16 protein-coding genes and 1 tRNA gene are annotated in these 18,558 nt (G+C 67.5%); 3 read left to right on the forward strand and 14 right to left on the reverse strand.

Features of this window, described 5'->3' with window-relative positions:
* Nucleotides 1–57: 57 nt before the first annotated feature.
* The 4 genes from J2852_RS17495 to J2852_RS17510 all read right to left on the reverse strand — a co-directional run bounded on the left by J2852_RS17495 (nt 58) and on the right by J2852_RS17510 (nt 6,239).
* Complete coding sequence (locus J2852_RS17495) at nt 58–1,380, reverse strand: helix-turn-helix domain-containing protein (RefSeq protein WP_246499772.1); 1,323 nt, start codon at nt 1,378–1,380, stop codon at nt 58–60.
* Nucleotides 1,381–1,586: 206 nt separating this feature from the next.
* Complete coding sequence (ptsP, locus tag J2852_RS17500; RefSeq protein ID WP_425514390.1) at nt 1,587–3,794, reverse strand: phosphoenolpyruvate--protein phosphotransferase; 2,208 nt, start codon at nt 3,792–3,794, stop codon at nt 1,587–1,589.
* Between the two features lie 103 nt (nt 3,795–3,897).
* A complete protein-coding gene (locus J2852_RS17505) occupies nt 3,898–4,977 on the reverse strand; it encodes an NAD(P)H-dependent flavin oxidoreductase (RefSeq protein ID WP_209877822.1) in 1,080 nt (359 codons plus the stop codon).
* Between the two features lie 26 nt (nt 4,978–5,003).
* Nucleotides 5,004–6,239, reverse strand: coding sequence for an aspartate kinase (locus J2852_RS17510; RefSeq protein ID WP_209877824.1), 1,236 nt, complete (start codon nt 6,237–6,239; stop codon nt 5,004–5,006).
* A 157-nt stretch (nt 6,240–6,396) separates the two neighbouring features.
* Here J2852_RS17510 and ubiG point away from each other — a divergent pair, with 157 nt between their 5' ends.
* A complete protein-coding gene (gene ubiG / locus J2852_RS17515; RefSeq protein WP_209877826.1) occupies nt 6,397–7,149 on the forward strand; it encodes a bifunctional 2-polyprenyl-6-hydroxyphenol methylase/3-demethylubiquinol 3-O-methyltransferase UbiG in 753 nt (250 codons plus the stop codon).
* A gap of 151 nt (nt 7,150–7,300) precedes the next feature.
* Here the strand turns inward: ubiG and ptsN are convergent, their stop codons facing one another.
* The 9 genes from ptsN to J2852_RS17560 form a co-directional block, all read right to left on the reverse strand.
* Nucleotides 7,301–7,759: a PTS IIA-like nitrogen regulatory protein PtsN gene (gene ptsN / locus J2852_RS17520; protein WP_209877828.1), complete on the reverse strand. Its 459-nt coding sequence runs from the start codon at nt 7,757–7,759 to the stop codon at nt 7,301–7,303.
* Between the two features lie 36 nt (nt 7,760–7,795).
* Nucleotides 7,796–8,386 (reverse strand): ribosome hibernation-promoting factor, HPF/YfiA family, encoded by a 591-nt coding sequence (hpf, locus tag J2852_RS17525; protein WP_209877830.1) that lies wholly within the window; start codon nt 8,384–8,386, stop codon nt 7,796–7,798.
* Between the two features lie 123 nt (nt 8,387–8,509).
* On the reverse strand, nt 8,510–10,078 hold the full coding sequence (gene rpoN / locus J2852_RS17530; protein ID WP_209877838.1) for an RNA polymerase factor sigma-54: 1,569 nt from the start codon (nt 10,076–10,078) through the stop codon (nt 8,510–8,512).
* 16 nt (nt 10,079–10,094) lie between these two features.
* On the reverse strand, nt 10,095–10,910 hold the full coding sequence (gene lptB / locus J2852_RS17535; protein ID WP_209877840.1) for an LPS export ABC transporter ATP-binding protein: 816 nt from the start codon (nt 10,908–10,910) through the stop codon (nt 10,095–10,097).
* Between the two features lie 17 nt (nt 10,911–10,927).
* Nucleotides 10,928–11,785, reverse strand: coding sequence for an LptA/OstA family protein (locus tag J2852_RS17540; RefSeq protein ID WP_209877842.1), 858 nt, complete (start codon nt 11,783–11,785; stop codon nt 10,928–10,930).
* Complete coding sequence (gene lptC, locus J2852_RS17545) at nt 11,782–12,480, reverse strand: LPS export ABC transporter periplasmic protein LptC (RefSeq protein WP_209877844.1); 699 nt, start codon at nt 12,478–12,480, stop codon at nt 11,782–11,784. Before lptC ends, J2852_RS17540 begins: the two co-directional genes overlap by 4 nt.
* A gap of 27 nt (nt 12,481–12,507) precedes the next feature.
* Nucleotides 12,508–13,422 (reverse strand): KpsF/GutQ family sugar-phosphate isomerase, encoded by a 915-nt coding sequence (locus tag J2852_RS17550; protein WP_209877901.1) that lies wholly within the window; start codon nt 13,420–13,422, stop codon nt 12,508–12,510.
* A gap of 291 nt (nt 13,423–13,713) precedes the next feature.
* A complete protein-coding gene (locus tag J2852_RS17555) occupies nt 13,714–14,340 on the reverse strand; it encodes a ribonuclease D (protein WP_209877846.1) in 627 nt (208 codons plus the stop codon).
* Nucleotides 14,341–14,459: 119 nt separating this feature from the next.
* Nucleotides 14,460–14,546: transfer RNA gene (locus tag J2852_RS17560), tRNA-Leu, on the reverse strand.
* A gap of 240 nt (nt 14,547–14,786) precedes the next feature.
* Between J2852_RS17560 and J2852_RS17565 the strand changes: the two genes are divergently transcribed.
* Nucleotides 14,787–15,785: a complex I NDUFA9 subunit family protein gene (locus tag J2852_RS17565; RefSeq protein ID WP_209877848.1), complete on the forward strand. Its 999-nt coding sequence runs from the start codon at nt 14,787–14,789 to the stop codon at nt 15,783–15,785.
* A gap of 91 nt (nt 15,786–15,876) precedes the next feature.
* Here the strand turns inward: J2852_RS17565 and J2852_RS17570 are convergent, their stop codons facing one another.
* Nucleotides 15,877–16,677 carry an undecaprenyl-diphosphate phosphatase gene (locus tag J2852_RS17570; protein WP_209877851.1) on the reverse strand — a complete coding sequence of 267 codons (801 nt, stop codon included), beginning with the start codon at nt 16,675–16,677 and terminating at the stop codon, nt 15,877–15,879.
* A gap of 368 nt (nt 16,678–17,045) precedes the next feature.
* Between J2852_RS17570 and J2852_RS17575 the strand changes: the two genes are divergently transcribed.
* Nucleotides 17,046–18,494, forward strand: coding sequence for an NAD(P)-dependent oxidoreductase (locus tag J2852_RS17575; RefSeq protein WP_209877853.1), 1,449 nt, complete (start codon nt 17,046–17,048; stop codon nt 18,492–18,494).
* The last annotated feature ends 64 nt before the right edge of the window (nt 18,495–18,558 follow it).

The following is an 18,558-nucleotide window of genomic DNA, read 5'->3' on the forward strand; positions in this document are numbered from 1 at the left end:
CCGGCGCGCCGGATTCAAGGGTCAATTCGGCTGGGGTGAATCCGGCGGGCGTGGGGATCAGTGCGTGCCGCTGCCGCGCAGGGTCGGGGCGTGCTGGTCGAGCGCCACATCGCGCAGAACCTGCCCGACCGCGCCCAGCGGAGCGCCTTCCACCCCGTCGGTCACCACGGTCAGGCCGCCGGCGTTGCCGGTGCGCACGCGGATGCCGGAGCGGTCGGGCACGCGGTACACGTCGCCCGGCTTCAGCACGCGGGTGAAGATGATCTCGCCGTTGCCGTCGCGGACCTGAATCCAGCTGTCCTGCGTGGCGCGGAGCTGGACGCGGGAGGCTTGGTTCTGGCTGCCGTAGACCTTGGACGGCAGTCCGCCGGCCTGTTCGCCGGGTGCGCGGGCGGCGGGCGCGGTCGGGGCCGTGTTGGCCAGGGCAGTGGCGCCCGGCGACAGGGGTGTCGGTTCCTGAGTCGTCGCCTCGGCCTCGTCCTCATCGGACGGTGGGGGCGGAACGACCGCCATCACCGGGGGAGCGGCCGGCGGAGCGGCGGGGATCGCGGCGGCGGGAGCCGGGCTCAGCGAGGGCTTCATCGCCGGAGTCGGGGCCGCCGGAACGGAAGCGGGCGCGGGTGCGCTCGCGACGGGGGCTGGGGCGGGTGCCGGAACGGGAGTTGCGACCGGAGCAGGAGCCGGGCCGGGTGCGGGCGCCACGGCCACAGGCGGAACGCTGGGCGGCGGGGGAGCCGGCGGGGCCGAGGCGCCGCCGGCCGCAGGCGGAACGGCGGGGGGGGCTTCGGCGGTCGTGACGGGAGCGGACACCACCGGAGCCGCCACCACGGGCGCCGGAGCCGGATCGGCGGAAACCGGAGGCTGGCTGCCGGAGCCGAGCGGCAGGGTGTCGAGCAGCGAGACCAGCCGGTCCGGCAGCGTGGGAACGAGGTCCACCATGCTGCGGTCGGTCGCCGACAGATAATACCAGCCGCCGTAGACGATGCCGGCCAGCACCATCGTGACGAGCAGGACCGTGCCGCCGGGAATGCGGCCTTCCGGAACAGGCGTCGGGAAATAGAGCTGCTGGCTGCGCGTCTTGCCGGTCGTCTCTTCCTTGTAGCGGGTGACGACGGACTCGGGATCCAGGCCCAGATACTCGGCGTAGGAGCGCAGGAAACCGACGGCGTAGGCGGTGCCCGGAAGCTCCTCGAACCGACCGGACTCGATGGCTTGCAGGTAGGGGTAGCGGATGCGCAGCATGGCGGCCACGTCGCGCAGTTCCACCCCGATGCTCTCGCGCGCTTCGCGCAGCGTGTCGGACACGCTGGGGCCGGTGGCGACGGCGCCTTCCTGTACGGCGGGGTCGAGAGTGCCAAAAACCTTGCGCTTGCCCATCATGTCAGCCGTACCGTCGCTCTGGAAATCAGGCGGATGCACCCCCCGGATGGGTACGCCGCCGCAGGTGCGCGCGCAACCGGGAATGACCGCGAATTAAGCGACGTTGTATACGCCAATCGGCCGAGCCGTTGTAACAAAACGTCGCAGTTACGAACGATTTTGGAGAGGTGTGTTTCTTTGGATCAACAGGTCCGGATCAACACTCTCTAGATCAACACGCCATGGTCCTTGGCGAAGCTGCACAGCTTGTCGCGCAGGCTGTGGTCGCCGCGCTGATAGAGCCCGGCCATGTACTGGCGCAACGCCGCCACGTCCAGCGAGCGCAGCATGGTCTTGACCGGGCCGACCGACGGCGGGGCCATCGACAAGGTGCGGAAGCCAATCCCGATCAGCGCCATGGCGTCGAGCGGCCGGCCGGCCATCTCGCCGCAGATGCTGAGCGACACGCGGGCCTCGCCGCAGGCATCCACCAGCCGGCGCAGCAGGCACAGCATGGCTGGCGACAGCGGGTCGTAACGGGTCGCCGTGCGCGGGTTGCCCCGGTCGCTGGCGAAAATGTACTGCGTCAGATCGTTGGAGCCGACCGACAGGAAATCGACGCGCGGCAGCAGGGCCGGCAGCTGCCACAGCAGGGATGGAACCTCAATCATCGTGCCGACGCGCAGGCGGCTCGGCGGCTCCACGCCCTGCGACCCCAGCCGCTTCAGCTCCAGGTCAAGCAGACGCTTGGCGGCGTCGAACTCGGCCACCTCGGCGATCATCGGGAACATCACCGACAGGGGGCGCCCGGCCGCCGCCCGCAGCAGCGAGCGGAGCTGCTGCCGCAGCAGAGACGGATGGTCGAGACCGATGCGGATCGCCCGCCAGCCGAGCGCCGGGTTCTCCTCCTCGCCCGCCACGATGTAGGGCAGCATCTTGTCGCCGCCGACATCCAGCGTGCGGAAGACCACCGGCTTGTCCCCGGCCTCGTGCAGGATGCGGGCGTAGAGGTCGGTCTGCGCCTGAACGTCCGGGTAGGACGAGCGCACCATGAAGGGAATTTCCGTGCGGTAGAGGCCGATGCCTTCCGCCCCGCTGGCGTGCAGGTGCGGCAGGTCGATGAGCAGGCCGCAGTTCAGCTGAATCGAGATGGGCGTGCCGTCGCGCGTCACCGAGGGCAGCGCGCGGATCTCCGCGTACATCTGCTCCTTCCGGGTGCGGAGCGCGACGCTCTCCGCGAAGGCCATCTGAATGTCTTCGGCCGGGCGCACGAAGACCTGTCCATGGTCGCCGTCCACGATCACGGGGTCGAGCGGCTCCACGCGGTTCAGCGCGTCGGACGCCTGGACCACCGGGATGTTCAGCGCGCGGGCGACGATGCAGACGTGGCTGGACGGCGAGCCTTCCTCCAGGATCACCCCGCGCAGGCGGCGCTGGTCGTAGTCGAGCAGTTCCGCCGGCCCCATGGAGCGGGCGACCACCACGATCTCGTCCGGCAGGGTGCCGCCGTCCGCCTCCGACTTGCGGCCGGCGAGGTGTTGGAGCAGACGGTTGGTCAGGTCTTCGAGATCAAGCAGCCGTTCGCGGATGTAGGGGTCCGTCAGGTGGCTCATGCGGGCGCGGGTGTCGTTCTGCACCTGCTGCACCGCGGCTTCCGCCGTCAGGCCCATGCGGATCGCCTCGCGGATGCGCGACAGCCATCCCCGGTCCTCCGCGAACATGCGGTAGGTTTCCAGAATGTCCTTCGGCTCGCCCAGGCCGGCCAGCGCGGCAGCGGCCAGAAGATCGTCGATGGCGCTGTGCATGGTGGCCAGCGCGGCGTTCAGCCGCTCCAGCTCGACCTCCGCGTCCTCGGCGACCATCTGGCGGATGGTCAGCTGCGGCCGGTGGATGACCGCGAGACCCATGGACAGGCCGCCAGTCAGCGCGGTGCCGGACAGGCGCGCCGGCAGAAGCGCCGGATCGCCGGTGGAGGCGACTTCCTGCGGGTTGACCAGCTCGCCCTGGGCGACCAGCTCGGCCACCACCATGGCGATGGTCTGGAGGGTCTCGACCTCCTCCTCCACGTAGCGGCGGCGGTCCTTGTGCTGGATGACCAGAACGCCGCGCACCTTGCCGCCGCGCAGGATCGGCACGCCCGCGAGGGAGAGGAACGGATCTTCACCCGTTTCCGGGCGGTAGGCGAAGCTGGGGTGCGAGGGCGCGTTGTCGAGCGCGATGGGCCGCGCGTGCCCGGCGATGTCGCCAACGATGCCTTCGCCGACGCGCAAGCGTGTGTTGTGCACGGCGTCCTTGTTCAGACCTTCGGTCGAGAACAGCTCCAGCACCTCGCCCGCGCGCATGACGTAGCAGGAGCAGACGTCCGCCCCCATCTCCATCGCGATCAGCGAGACGATCTTGTCGAGCCGGTCCTGTCCGGTGCCCGAACCGGCCATGACATCGCGCAGCCGCGCGAGCAGGCGGCGCGACGCGGCGCCGTCGAAACCGGGGGCGCCATCCTTGCCAGTGGGAGGAACCTCGCCGACGGCGCTGCTCATGTCACGCCGCTCCTAAGACAGCCGGTTCACCGAAGGGAAGCACCGCGCCGCCCTGGCGTTGGACGAGCGCCGATTCGGCCTGGGCCACCAGATCGGCGATGATCTCGGCGACCGGTTGTTCCCGTGTGACGAGGCCGACGCTCTGGCCGGCCATGAGGGAGCCGGTCTCGACATCGCCGTCAATCACCGCGCGGCGCAGGGCGCCGGCCCAAAAATGTTCGATTTCCAGCAGGCCGGCGTCGCGGCTCATCTCACCCCGGTCCACCTTGGCGATGACCTCGCGCTGAAGCTCGATGAAGCGGCGGGCGCCCGCGTTGGCGAGCGCGCGCACCGGGATCACCGGGAAGCGCGGATCAAGCTGCACCGACGCCTGGGCGTCGCGGGCGGACGCCCGGATGAAGGTCTGCTTGAAGTTGGGATGCGCGATGGATTCGGTCGCGCAAACGAAGCGCGTGCCGATCTGCACGCCCGCCGCACCCAATTCCAGATAGGCGACAATGGCCTCGCCCCGGCCGATGCCGCCGGCCACAAAGACCGGGACCTCGCGCAGGTCGGGTAGGATTTCCTGAGCCAGCACGGTGGTGGACACCGGGCCGATGTGGCCGCCGGCCTCCGTGCCCTCGATCACCAGGGCGTCGGCGCCGATCTTCACCATGCGCCGGCCGCTGACCAGGGTGGGGGCGAAGGCCATGACCTTGGCGCCGCCGTCCTTGATCTTCCGGATCGTGGCGCCGGACGGAAAACCGCCGGCAATCACCACGTGGCCCACCGCCTGCTCCCGGCAGACGTCGATCAGGTGATCGAGATCCGGGTGCATGTTGATGAGGTTCACGCCGAAGGGCTTGTCCGTCAGCCCCTTCGTTCCGGCAATCTCCGCCGCCAGCTGGTCCGGCGTCATCGACCCGCAGGCCACGACGCCGAAGCCGCCGGCGTTGGAGATGGCGGACACGAGGTGGCGTTCCGACACCCAGCTCATCGCACCGCCCATGATGGCGGTCCGCGTGCCGAGGAAGGCGCGCCCCCGCGCCCACAGCTGGTCGAGCCGTGCCCGTGCCGCCGCGTCGGATATGACGTCGGTCATGACCGGCTCTCCCCTTCCCTATCCGCTCAGGCCGCGTCCAGGCCGTAGGCGGTGTGCAGCGCGCGCAGAGCCAGCTCCGCGTACTCCTCGGCGATCAGGACCGAAATCTTGATCTCGGAGGTGGAGATGACCTGGATGTTGATGCCCTTGTCGGCCAGCGCCTTGAACATGCGCTGCGCGACACCGGCGTGGCTGCGCATGCCGACGCCGATCACCGACACCTTCACCACGTTGGCGTCCGACGCCAGGCGCTGGTAGTTCAGCTCGGCCTTGGCGTCCTCCAGCACCTTCACGGCGCGGGCGACGTCGGCCTTGCCGACCGTGAAGGTCAGGTCCGTGGACTTGCCGTCCTCGGACACGTTCTGGACGATCATGTCCACGTTGACGGCGTTGTCGGTCAGCGGGCCGAAGATGCTGGCCGCCACGCCCGGACGGTCGGCGACGCCGATGAGGGTGATCTTCGCCTCGTCGCGGCTGTAGGCGATGCCGCTCACAACTTCCTTTTCCACGATCTCGTCCTCGTCAACAACAAGGGTACCGGGAAGCGCGCTGCCGGCGGCCTCCTCGAAGCTCGACAGAACCTGCACGCGCACGCGGTGGTTCATCGCCATTTCGACCGAACGGGTCTGCAGGACCTTGGCACCCTGCGAGGCCAGCTCCAGCATCTCCTCGTAGGTGATCTTGGAGAGCTTCTTGGCCTTCGTGACGATGCGCGGGTCGGTCGTGTAGACGCCGTCCACGTCGGTGTAGATGTCGCAGCGGTCGGCCTTCACCGCCGCAGCCACGGCCACCGCCGAGGTGTCGGATCCACCACGGCCCAGCGTGGTGATGCGCCCGTCCTTGGTCACGCCCTGGAAGCCGGCGATCACGGCGACTTCGCCGGTCTCCATCTGCTTCTCAAGCTCGGTCGTCTCGATGGAGACGATGCGCGCCTTGCCGTGCGTGTCGTCGCTGTAGATGGGAATCTGCCAGCCCAGCCACGAGCGGGCCGGGATGCCGATCGACTGCAGCGCGATGGCCAGGAGACCGGAGGTCACCTGCTCACCCGACGCGACGATCGCGTCGTATTCGCGCGCGTCGTGCAGCTTGTCGATGTCGTTGCAGTGCTTGACGAGCTGGTTGGTCACGCCGGACATCGCCGACACGATGACCGCCACCTGATGGCCCGCCTTGACTTCCTGCTCGACCTTGCGAGCCACGTTCTTGATGCGGTCGATGTCGCCGACCGACGTGCCACCGAACTTGAGGACGATCCGCGCCATACCTCACACCATTTCTGGGCCGGAACCAACGCCGGCCTGCCGCGCCCCCCGCTCTACCGTTGCCGGCGCGGGGCGGCGTATCCATACTCTGTCGCTCACAGCGAGGCAAGTTCGCCCCGCAATTGTTTCGATCCAACCAGCATACGGAATTTCTTCCATGACCGCGACTGCCGGGACCGCCGGGACCGTAGACCCAGAGGATATTGCCCGCTTCTCCGCCATCGCCGCGGAATGGTGGGACCCCACGGGCAAGTTCCGGCCCCTGCACCGCCTGAACCCGCTGCGCCTGACCTACATCCGCGACACCGTCTGCGCCCGGCTGGGCCGCGATCCGCTGGCGCCGGAGCCGTTGAAGGGCCTGCGCGTGGTGGACATCGGCTGCGGCGGCGGCCTGCTGTCCGAACCGGTCGCGCGCATGGGCGCCACGGTGGTCGGCGTGGACGCGGCGGAAAAGAACGTGAAGACCGCCGCCGCCCATGCGGCCGAAACCGGCACGCCCGTGGACTACCGCGCGACGACGGCCGAAGCCCTGGCGGCCAGCGGTGAGCGATTCGACGTGATTCTGGCGATGGAGGTGATCGAGCACGTCGCCGACGTGGACCTGTTCGTAAAATCGCTTTCGGAATTGCTGGCGCCCGGCGGCGTGCTGTTCCTGGCGACTCTGAACCGCACGCCGAAGTCCTTCGCGCTGGCCATCGTGGGGGCGGAGTACATCCTGCGCTGGCTGCCGCGCGGCACCCACAACTGGCGCCAGTTCCTGCGCCCCAGCGAACTGGCCGCCGCCGTACGCGCGCACGGGCTGGCCATCAAGGACCTGACCGGCCTGACGTACAGCCCGCTGTCCGACGAGTTCAAGCTGAACGCGCGGGACCTGGACGTGAACTACATGGCCTGGGCCGAGCGGGCGTAAGGGGCGCGGGCGTAAGGGAGGATCGGGCGGTTGGGCCAAGCGTCAGCGCGGCCCAACCGACGAGTACACGTACACCGTTGCCGCGCCTGCAGAATGAGATTTCCTAAGTGAAAAAGAAAAACGGGAGAGCTTTCGCTCTCCCGTTTTTTCTTCACACCGCGTGGCTGGCTTCGTGTTGGGTCAGCAGAGCGTAGATCGCATCCGCCGAGTCCGAGCCGCGCAGTTTTTCGCACATGGACTGATCGCGCAGCAGCCGCGAGACGCGGGCGAGCGCTTTCAGATGATCAGCGCCGGCGTGTTCCGGGGCCAGCAGAAGAAAGATCAGGTCGACCGGTTGCTCATCGATCGCATCGAAGTCGATGGGCCGTTCCAGCCGGGCGAAAACGCCGTGGACACGGTCGAGGTTGGGCAGCTTGCCGTGCGGGATGGCGATGCCATGGCCCACGCCGGTGGTGCCCAACCGCTCGCGTTCCAGCAGGACGTCGAAGATCGCCCGTTCGTGCTGGCCGGTCAGCTCGGCCGCCTTGCGCGCCATGTCCTGCAAAGCCTGCTTTTTGCTGCCGGCCTTGAGGTTGGGGATGATGGCGTGCGGCGTGATGAGATCGAGCATGACGCGTCGAATGTGGTTGAGACGGAACCCGACAGATCAGGCGCCGGCCTTCTCCGCGGGGTCGACCCAGCCGATGTTGCCATCGGCCCGGCGGTACACCAGGTTCAGGCGGCCATGGGCGCTGTTGCGGAACAGGAGGGCCGGCGCTTCCGCCAGTTCCAGACGCATCACAGCTTCGCTCACCGTCGAGGTCACGATGGAGGTTTCCATCTCGGCGACGACGATGGGCTGGGCCTTCTCGGCCAAGGCCTCGTCCTCGACATGGTGGTCGTCCTTCTCCGCTTCCAGGACCTGGTAGCGGGCGGGCACCGGCTCATGCGTGGCATCGCCGTTGTGGTGATCGCGCAGGCGGCTCTTGTAGCGGCGCAGGCGCTTGGACAGCTTGTCGCACGCGGTGTCGAAGGCCGGATACGGCTCGGTCGCCTCGGAAGCGCTCTGCAGGACGATGCCGCGGCCCACATGGACCTGGATGTCGGCCTTGAACAGGTGGGCATCCTTGGTCAGGACGACGTTGGCCTCGATCGGCTTGTTGAAATACTTGCCGACGACGGTGTTCAGGCTGTCCGCGACATGGGTGCGCAGAGCATCGCCAACGTCAAGCTGCTTGCCTTTGACGGTCAGTTGCATTTTGGGAGGTTTCCAAATTGGTCCGCGATGGACAGAAAACGACGGCGGGCCGCCATGTGCGGACCGGGACCATAGTGGTCAAGGCTTAGGCTGTCAACGAACGACCGCCCTATCCCGAACCGCCTACATGCGTGACATCTTGGCACGGCGTCGCTGCACCGATGACGGTATGCGCATGGCTTCACGATACTTCGCAACCGTCCGGCGCGCAATGTCGATCCCTTCGCCGCGCAATATCTCGACGATTTTGTCGTCGGACAACACGTCCTCGGGCTTTTCGGCGTCTATCATGGTCTTGATGCGATGGCGCACCGCCTCCGCCGAGTGGGCGGCCTGCCCATCCGCCCCCTGGATCGCGGATGTGAAGAAATACTTCAACTCGAACACGCCGCGCGGGGTCGCCATGAACTTGTTGGTGGTGACGCGGCTGACCGTGCTTTCGTGCATGCCGATGGCCTCGGCGATGTCGCGGAGGATCAGCGGCTTCAGGTGCGAAACGCCGTGGATGAAGAAAGCGTCCTGCTGGCGAATGATCTCCCCCGCCACCTTCAGGATGGTGGTCGCGCGCTGGTGCAGCGACTTGACCAGCCAGTTGGCCGACTGAAAGCGTTCGGTGATGTATTCCTTGTCGGCCTTGTTCCGGGCCGTGCCTGAGATGCGCGCGAAGTAGCGGTGGTTGACCAGCACGCGCGGCAGCGTGTCGGGGTTCAGGTCGATCAGCCAGCCGCCGCCGGGGTTGGCGCGCATCAGGATGTCCGGCGTCACCAGCTGGGCCGGGGTGTGGTCGAAGGACAGCGCCGGCTTCGGGTTCAGCTTTCGGATCTCCGACACCATGTCGGCGATGTCCTCGGCATCCACCCCGCAGACCTTCATCAGGGCCGGCAGGTTGCGCGCCGCCAGAAGCTCCAGATTGTCGAGCAGCGCCGCCATGGCGGGGTCGAGCCGGTTCTTCTCGCGCAGCTGTATGGCGAGGCATTCCTTCAGCGAGCGGGCGAAGATGCCCGGCGGGTCGAAGCGCTGGACGGCGGCCAGCACCCGCTCCACCCGCTCCGGCTCGCAGCCGAGCTGGCCGGCGAGCGCGTCGACCTCCAGCCCCACGAGCCAGCCGGCCTCGTCCAGCATGTCGATCAGGGCAAGGCCGATCAGCTGGTCGCCATGCGTCGGCAGATCGACCTTGAGCTGTTCGATGAGATGGTCGCGCAGGCTCTTCTGGCCGGTGAGCGTGGCCTCCAAGTTCGAGTCGTCATCCTCGAAGCCGCCGCGCCCGCCGCGCTCGTTCCACTGGCCGTAGACGTCGCTGGAACCGTCTGTGCCGTCGGAAAAACGGTCGTCGGAATAGACGTTCTCGAAATCGGTGTCGAGCGGCGAGTCGGAGGAGGAGCCCATCGTCTCCGACGAGGTCATCTCCACCGTGTCGCGGGTGCGCCCGTCGGGAATGGGTGCCGGCGGTTCGTCGAGGTTGGAGCGTTCCGCGCCGGCCGAATCCGAACCGCCGTCGCCGCCACCATCGGACCCGCCCGAATCGCCGGGACCGCTGTCGCGCTCAAGCAGAGGGTTCTGCTCGATCTCCCGGTCCACGAAGTCGGACAGCTCGATGTTCGAGAGCTGCAGCAGCTTGATGGCCTGCTGCAGCTGGGGCGTCATGACCAGAGTTTGGGCCTGACGGAGATCGAGACGTTGACTGAGCGCCATGGGCGGGAGGACCAGGCTAGAGGCTGAACCGGTCGCCGAGGTAGACCCGGCGCACATCCTCGTGCGCCACGATCTCCGACGGCTCTCCCTCCATTAGTACCACACCATCGTGCAAGATGTATGCCCGATCGACGAGGTCGAGCGTTTCTCTTACGTTGTGATCCGTTATCAACACCCCGATACCCCGGTCGCGCAGATGGCCGACCAATTCGCGGATGTCGTTCACGGCAATCGGGTCGATACCGGCCAGCGGCTCGTCCAGAAGGATGAAGTGCGGCTGCGAGGCCAGCGCGCGGGCGATCTCCACGCGGCGGCGCTCACCGCCGGACAGGGCCAGCGCGGGGGCGCGGCGCAGGTGCGTGATGGAAAATTCGGCCAGCAGCTCGTCCAGCATCGCCTCGCGGGCGTCGCGGTTGGTCTCGACCACCTCCAGCACGGCGCGGATGTTGTTCTCCACCGACATGCCGCGAAAGATCGAGGCTTCCTGCGGCAGGTAGCCGATGCCGAGCCGAGCGCGCCGGTACATGGGCAGCGCGGTGATATCTTGCCCGTCGAGCAGGATGGTGCCCGAATCGGACGCCACCAGCCCGGTGATCATGTAGAAGCAGGTGGTCTTGCCCGCGCCGTTGGGGCCGAGCAGCCCGACCGCCTCGCCGCGCTGGACGCTGACGGAGACGTCGCGCACCACGGGGCGCTTCTTGTAGGCCTTGCCGAGATGCAGGGCGACAAGCCCCTCGGTCGGCACGGCCGCCTCTTTGGCTGGGCCGGCGGCCGGCGCGGCGCTTGGCGCGGTGGCGGCGTAATCGGGCCTGTCTTCGATGTCCATGGCCATTGGTTCGTTACCGGCGGTCAAGGCTTCGCGGCCGGCTTGGCCGGCACGGGCGCGGCGCCCGGCTGCTGGCCCTGGCCGGGGATGAGCAGGCCCGACACCCGGCCGCCGGTCGCCGGGCCGGCGATCACCCGGTTGATCTTCGTCTTCATGTTCATCTCGGCCGCTTCGCCGTTCAGCTGGTTGTCGCCGCGCGTGATCTTCACGTCGCCGATCAGCACCGCCGTCTCGTCGGCAACCGAATAGACCAGCTTGTCGGACAGGGCCACGTCGGTGGCGGTGGTGACGACCACATGGCCGGAACCGTCGATCCGCTCCATCACCGTCGAGCCGTCCGGCCCCTTCTTGAACTGGCCGATCAGCACGTCGGCCCGCAGCGTGTCGTTGCCGCGCGTCGCCACGGCGTCGCCGCGCGCCACGGCCATCTCCCTGGCCTCGTAATATTCCAGGCTGTCGCGGGCGGTGACCACATCGGTCTTGGTGACCAGCTTCAGGTTCCGGCCGGTGACCACGGCCACCTGCTTGTCCACGTCATAGACGCCACGGTCGCCGAACACCTGCTGGGCGTTGCCGAGGATCTTGACGTTGCCGTCGGCGACCAGCTGGAACACCTCGTTCCCCTTGCCGGGAACCTCGCGGTAGTAGGCGGTCAGCACGTCGGCGTAAAGCGTGGTGTCGCCGCGCTTGGCCGAGGCGTTGCCGCGCGCCACGTAGGCGCGCACGTCCTGGTGCCATTCGATGGCCTGATCGGCGTTGACCTCGACCGGCATGCCGCCGCTGCCGGACATGCCGGGAAGCCCCTGGGCAAAGGCAAATTCAGGTGACAGCGCCAACAGGGCGGCCAGCGCCGCCCCCGCCGTGAGGGAACGTGCACTCAACGCTTCTTACCTCCCGGACGTTCGGCGGCCTGAACGTCGGCCTTGGATTGGTTCAGGAACACCACGGTCTTGCCGCGGTCGGACAGGCGGAAGCCCTGGGCGTTGATGACGCCCTGCGGCCCCTGCCCTTCCACATGCTGGTCGCCCCAGGCGGTGCCCTTCCGCACGTCGGCATCGGCTTCGGTCGTCGTGAACTCGTTGCCGTCGTCGCGCAGGACGCGGACGTTGCCGCGCATCTTCAGAATGCCGGTGGTCTGATCGTACCAGCCCTTGTCGGACCGGATGGTCACCCAGGCCCCGTCGTTCTGGGTCATCTCCGCCTCCGGCTGGTCGAGCAGGATGATGTCCGGCTGGTCGGCCGATTTGTCGGCCTGGACGGCAACCACGGAGAAGGGCTGGTTGTGCTCGTCCGCCGCGATGTAGCGCGGCTTGATCATTTCGAGCTGCCCCTTGTCGGCGGAAATCTTCGGGGTCGGCAGTTCGGTCAGCGACGGCCAAGCGGCGAGCAGGGCCATGAGGGCGAGCGCCGCCGCCGGCAGAGCGAACTTCATCATGGTGACGAAGCGGCTGTAAACGCGGCTGACCGGCCGGATTTCCCGACGCCGGTGGGCGCGCGCGGCCGGCGCGGGCCCGCGCGGCGGGGCCGATGCCCCGGTCCGCGGCCTCTCGTCCGTCTGCAGGTCGTGCGCGCTCATGGCTCTTTCCTATTCCGTCCCCGGTGCTCAGGCCGCCCCGGCGCGCAAGCAGTCGTGGATGTGCACGACGCCCAGCGGCCGGTCCGCCTCGATCACGAACAGGGTGGTGATCTGCTTCTCGTTCATCTCCCGCAACGCCTCGACGACGAGCGCCTTGGGGCGGATCGTCTTCGGCCGGGGCGACATGATGCTGTCGGCACGCTCCACCAGCAGTTCCGGCGCCAGATGGCGGCGCAGGTCGCCGTCGGTGATGACGCCGACCAGCGCACCGGAATCGTCCAGCACGCCGACGCAGCCCAGCCGCTTGGCCGTCATCTCCAGAATGACGTCGGACAGCGAGGTGTCCAGACGGCACAAGGGCATATTCTCTCCCTTGTGCATCACGTCGGTCACCTTCAGCAGCGCCCGGCCGAGCTGCCCGCCCGGATGCAGATCCTTGAAGTCCGACGCGGTGAAGCCTCGACGCTCCAACAGCGCGACCGCCAGGGCGTCACCCAGAGCCAGCGTCATGGTGGTCGATGTGGTCGGCGCGAGACCCAGCGGACAGGCCTCCGGCGCAGCCGGCAGGATCAGCGCGATGTCCGACTGCTCGGCCAGCGAGGAGCCGGCGCGGCGCGTGACCCCGATCAGCGGGATGGCGAAGCGGCGCGTGAAGGCGACGACGTCCGACAGCTCATTCGTCTCGCCGGAATTGGACAGGGCGATGACTGCGTCGGCGCGCGTGATCATGCCGAGGTCGCCATGGCTCGCCTCGCCCGGATGGACGAAGAAGGCCGGCGTGCCGGTGGAGGCCAGCGTGGCGGCGATCTTGCGCCCGACATGGCCCGACTTGCCCATGCCGGTCACGACGACGCGCCCCTCGATGCCGGCCAGCGTGTCGAGCGCGCGGGTGAAGGCGCCGTCCAGGCTGGCGGCGAGCGCGGTCAGCGCCTCGGCCTCCATGCGCAGAACGCGCACGGCGCTGGCGAGGTCGCGGTCGGGCACGGCCGTGGCGAGCGTGTCCCGCTGCTCCGTGGCGGCCGGACGGTCGATCAGGCTGGTCAAGGCTGCGCTTGCCTCTTTCAAGTTATCCAAACAGGTATGGTGCCGCCGTGCTGTTTTGCATATGCACGAACGGGCATGATCCGCGCGGCAGTATGCCCGCCAGCGCGTCCCCGGTCAAATTAAGGCGGTCAAATCAAGCCCGTCACATCAACGGCCGGGGCACCGAGACTATTCCCGGTCGGGGTACGCTCAGTGCGCCAGAATGTCCGGCTGCTCCCAGCCGCCGAGGTCGAGCGCGCCGCGCGCCGGCAGGAAGTCGAAGCAAGCCTTGGCGAGGTGCGTGCGCCCTTCGCGCGCCAGCATCACGTCCAGCTTCGCCTTCAGGTCGTGCAGGTGCAGCACGTCGGAGGCCGCGTACTTCATCTGCTCCGGCGTCAGCTCGTCGGCACCCCAGTCGGAGGACTGCTGCTGCTTGGACAGCTCCACTCCCAGCAGGTCCTTCACGAGGTCCTTCAGGCCGTGCTTGTCGGTGAAGGTGCGTACCAGCTTGGACGCCACCTTGGTGCAGTAGACCGGCTGGCAGACCACGCCGAGATACTGCTGCATCACCGCCACGTCGAAGCGGGCGAAGTGGAAGAGCTTGGTAACCTCGGGATCAGCGAGCAGGCGCTTGAGGTTCGGCGCCTCGTAGCGGCCCTGGCGGAACTGCACCAGATGCACTGTGCCGTCGCCGGGCGACAGCTGGACGAGGCACAGCCGGTCGCGGTGGGGGTTCAGCCCCATCGTTTCGGTGTCGATGGCGACCGCGTTGTCGCGGGCGAGGGATTTCAGGTCGAGACCGTCCGGCAGGTCGCCGTCATGGAGATCGATGGGCATCAGTGGCATTCCCGCGTGTCACGGTCCCCGGCCACGGACCCCAGAAACGACGAACGCCGCTCTGCTTCCCGCCACCCCCGGAGGGGAGGTCTTGAGCATGCGGCGCAGCCGGGTAGATATGGTGCCCAGGAGAAGACTCGAACTTCCACGACATTTCTGCCACAGGTACCTGAAACCTGCGCGTCTACCAATTCCGCCACCTGGGCTCGGTGTGGGCCGCTTATGTAGCCGTCCGGCGGATCCCCGTCAACAGCTTTTTTGAACTTTCTGCGTCGACAGGCCGCGACCTCGCGCGCCTGCGATTTTGAACAGGGGGCCACGCAGGGGGCCTAGCCTCTTCGGGGCGGTTTCTATATAAGCATCGACCGATCCGTTGGCCTTCCGCAGGGATTGGGCACGGGTCGGGATGGAATGTTGCGGGCCCAAAACGGCACGGGAGAAGGTCGATGTCCTATCGCTATCAGATTGTCACGGTGTTCGGCGGGTCGGGCTTCATCGGCCGCCACCTGATCCGGCGCCTTGCCAAGTCCGGCGCCATCGTCCGCGTCGTCACGCGCCACCCCAATCAGGCCAATTTCCTGAAGACGGCCGGCTCGGTCGGGCAGATCGTGCCTATGGCCGCCGACGTCACCAAGGACGAATCGGTCGCGCGCGCCATCCAGGGCAGCGACACCGTCATCAACCTGATCGGCGCCCTGTACGAGACCGGCCCCTGGAGCTTCCAGACCGTCCACGTCGATGCCCCGGCGCGCATTGCCCGCATCGCCAAGGCCAACGGCGTGCGCAAACTGGTCCACGTCTCGGCGCTCGGCGCCGACAGCGCTTCGGCATCGGCCTACGCGCGCTCCAAGGCGGCCGGCGAGCAGGCGGTCCTGAAGGAATTCCCGGACGCCACCATCCTGCGCCCCAGCATCGTCTTCGGCCCCGAGGACCGCTTCTTCAACAAGTTCGCCTCGATGGCGCAGATCTCCCCGGTCCTGCCGCTGATCGGCGGCGGCAAGACGAAGTTCCAGCCGGTCTATGTCGGCGATCTGGCCGACGCCATCGGCGCCGCCGTCTATCTGGACGAGACTAAAGGCAAGACCTACGAGCTGGGCGGTCCGCGCACCTACAGCTTCCGCGAGCTGATGGAGCTGATGCTCGGCGAGATCCACCGCAAGCGCCTGCTGGCGCCGGTGCCCTGGGGCGTGTCGGAAAAGCTGGGCGCCTTCTTCGAGAAGATCCCCTTCTTCGCCCCGCTGCTCACCCGCGATCAGGTCGAGCTGCTGAAGAAGGACAACGTCGTCGCGCCGGGCAAGCCGGGCTTCAAGGAGCTGGGCATCAACGAACTGGCGGCCTGCGAGGTGATGCTGGAGACCTATCTTGCGCGCTTCATCGTCGGTGGCCGCACTTCGACCCTGACCCGCGACGTGGGCAAGTTCCACAAGTACCCGAGCGCGCACTGAGGCACCCTGCCCTGCTGGCATAAAAAAGCCCCGGCCGATTGGCCGGGGCTTTTTTCGTTTCGGGGCTTGTTCGCTTGGGGGTGGCGGCGCCTTACAGATAGAGGAACGCCAGCATCCCGGAGCCCAGCGCGATGCGGTACCAGCCGAAGGGGGCGAAGCCGTAGCGGCCGACAAAGTCCACCAGCGTCTTCACCACCACGGCCGCCGCGATGAAGGCGGTGACGAAGCCGACCGCGATCAGCGCACCGGAATCGAAGCTCATCGCGTTCCAGTTCTTGTAGAGATCGTAGACCGTGGCGCCGGCCATGGTCGGGATCGCCAGGAAGAAAGTGAATTCGGCTGCCGTGCGGCGGTCCACGCCCATCATCAGCGAACCCAGGATCGTGGCACCGGAGCGCGACACGCCGGGCACCAAGGCCAGACATTGGAACAGGCCGATCTTCAGCGCCAGCGGCGCCGGGAATCGCTCGATCGCGTGGAAGCGCGGCGACGGCACGAAGCGTTCGATCAGCAGGATGGCGACGCCGCCGACGATCAGCATCACGCTGACCACGGTCGGGTTGAACAGCGTGTTCTTGATGAAGCCATGCAGCCCAGCGCCCAGCACCATCGCCGGCAGGAAGGCCAGAAGCACCGCCAGCACGAAACGGCGGGCGTTGGGATCGCTGGGCAGCCCGGTCGCGACACGCCACAGCCGGGCGAAATAGACGACGCAGATCGCCAGGATGGCGCCGAGTTGGATGGTCACCTCGAACACCTTTCCGGGCGGGCCTTGGAAGCCCAGGAAATCGCCGAGAATAATGAGGTGCCCCGTCGAGGACACCGGCAGGAATTCGGTCAGCCCCTCGACAAGGCCGAGGAGAATGGCATCGAGAAATTGGTCAATGAGCATGCAGCGCAGCGCCTCTGGCGAGATTGCGGACGGCAATGTGCGGCTTATAGCAGTGGGGAACCGCTTTGGCGACGGACATGGGTCGGTACCCCGAAATGGGGATTGGGTCCGTTATGGGACTAATTTTCTTTCTGTTTTCCGGATGGGAGTCTGGCCCGAAATCAAGCCCGTGACATCCCTCCGAAAAAAGGTCAGTACGCGTTACCTAATGGCCGTTTTTTGCTCGCGCGGCTTGTTCTCTTGCGATATATGACGTCGTGCCCGCGTGACCGCGGACAATCGTTTTCACCGCGGCCACGCCCCTTCGGGCGCCCGGCCGCCAGCACCGTCCCGGAATTCTCGGGATACGCGAAGAAGGAGCAGGCGTCATGGCGAACCAGAGGATGTTGGGCTTCGTGCACACCGCGCAGCGGATGCCCGACAAGCGTCCCGCCACCGAGCGCCGCCAGGACTTCGCCGAGATCTACGCCCGCTTCACGGATGAGCGCGCCAACGAGCAGGCCAACCGCTGCTCGCAGTGCGGCGTTCCCTTCTGCCAGGTGCACTGCCCGGTCTCCAACAACATCCCCGACTGGCTGAAGCTGACGGCCGAGGGCCGGCTTGAGGAAGCCTACGAGGTTTCCCAGGCGACCAACAACTTCCCGGAAATTTGCGGCCGCATCTGCCCGCAAGACCGCCTGTGCGAGGGCAACTGCGTCATCGAGCAGTCCAGCCACGGCGCCGTCACCATCGGCTCGGTCGAGAAGTATATCAACGACACCGCCTGGGATCAGGGCTGGGTCAAGCCGCGCACGCCGTCGCGCGAATTGGGCCTGTCGGTCGGCGTGATCGGCGCCGGCCCGGCCGGCCTCGCCGCCGCCGAGGAGCTGCGCGCCAAGGGCTATGAGGTACACGTCTACGACCGCTACGACCGCATGGGCGGCCTGCTGGTCTACGGCATCCCCGGCTTCAAGCTGGAAAAGACGGTCGTCGAGCGCCGCGTCAAACTGCTGGCCGACGCCGGCGTGGTGTTCCACCCGAACTTCGAGGTCGGCCGCGACGCCGCCATGGCGGACCTGCGCCGCAAGCACGTCGCCGTGCTGGTCGCCACCGGCGTCTACAAGGCCCGCGACATCCAGGCACCGGGCTGCGGCCTCGGCAACATCGTGCCGGCGCTGGAGTATCTGACCACCTCCAACAAGGTCAGCCTGAGCGACACGGTCGAGGCGTTCGAGAACGGCTCGCTGAACGCTGCCGGCAAGAACGTCGTGGTGCTGGGCGGCGGCGACACCGCCATGGACTGCGTGCGCACGGCCATCCGCCAGGGCGCCAAGTCGGTGAAGTGCCTGTACCGCCGCGACCGCAAGAACATGCCGGGCTCGCAGCGCGAGGTGGCGCACGCCGAGGAAGAGGGCGTGGAGTTCATCTGGCAGGCCGCTCCGGAAGGCTTCAACGGCGACACGGTGGTGACCGGCGTGCGCGCCGTGCGCATCCATCTGGGCGTCGCCGACGCCACGGGCCGCCAGACCCCACAGGTGATCGAGGGCTCCGAGTTCACGGTCGATGCCGATCTGGTCATCAAGGCGCTGGGCTTTGAGCCGGAAGACCTGCCATCGATGTTCGGCGAGGCCGATCTGAAGGTGACCCGCTGGGGCACGCTGCTGATCGACCACCGCACCAAGATGACCAACCTCGAGGGCGTGTTCGCCGCCGGCGACATCGTGCGCGGCGCCTCGCTGGTGGTGTGGGCCATCCGCGACGGCCGCGACGCGGCGGAAGGCATTCACGCCTACGCCCAGGCGAAGGCCGCCGTCCCGGTCGCCGTGGCGGCCGAGTAAGCCAATCCATCCATTATTCGCGGGATCCAAGGGCCGATGGCCCTTGGCGGGGGTGAAGGGGGCG

Origin of the sequence: Azospirillum soli, from assembly GCF_017876165.1 — a bacterium.
Lineage (GTDB): Bacteria > Pseudomonadota > Alphaproteobacteria > Azospirillales > Azospirillaceae > Azospirillum > Azospirillum soli.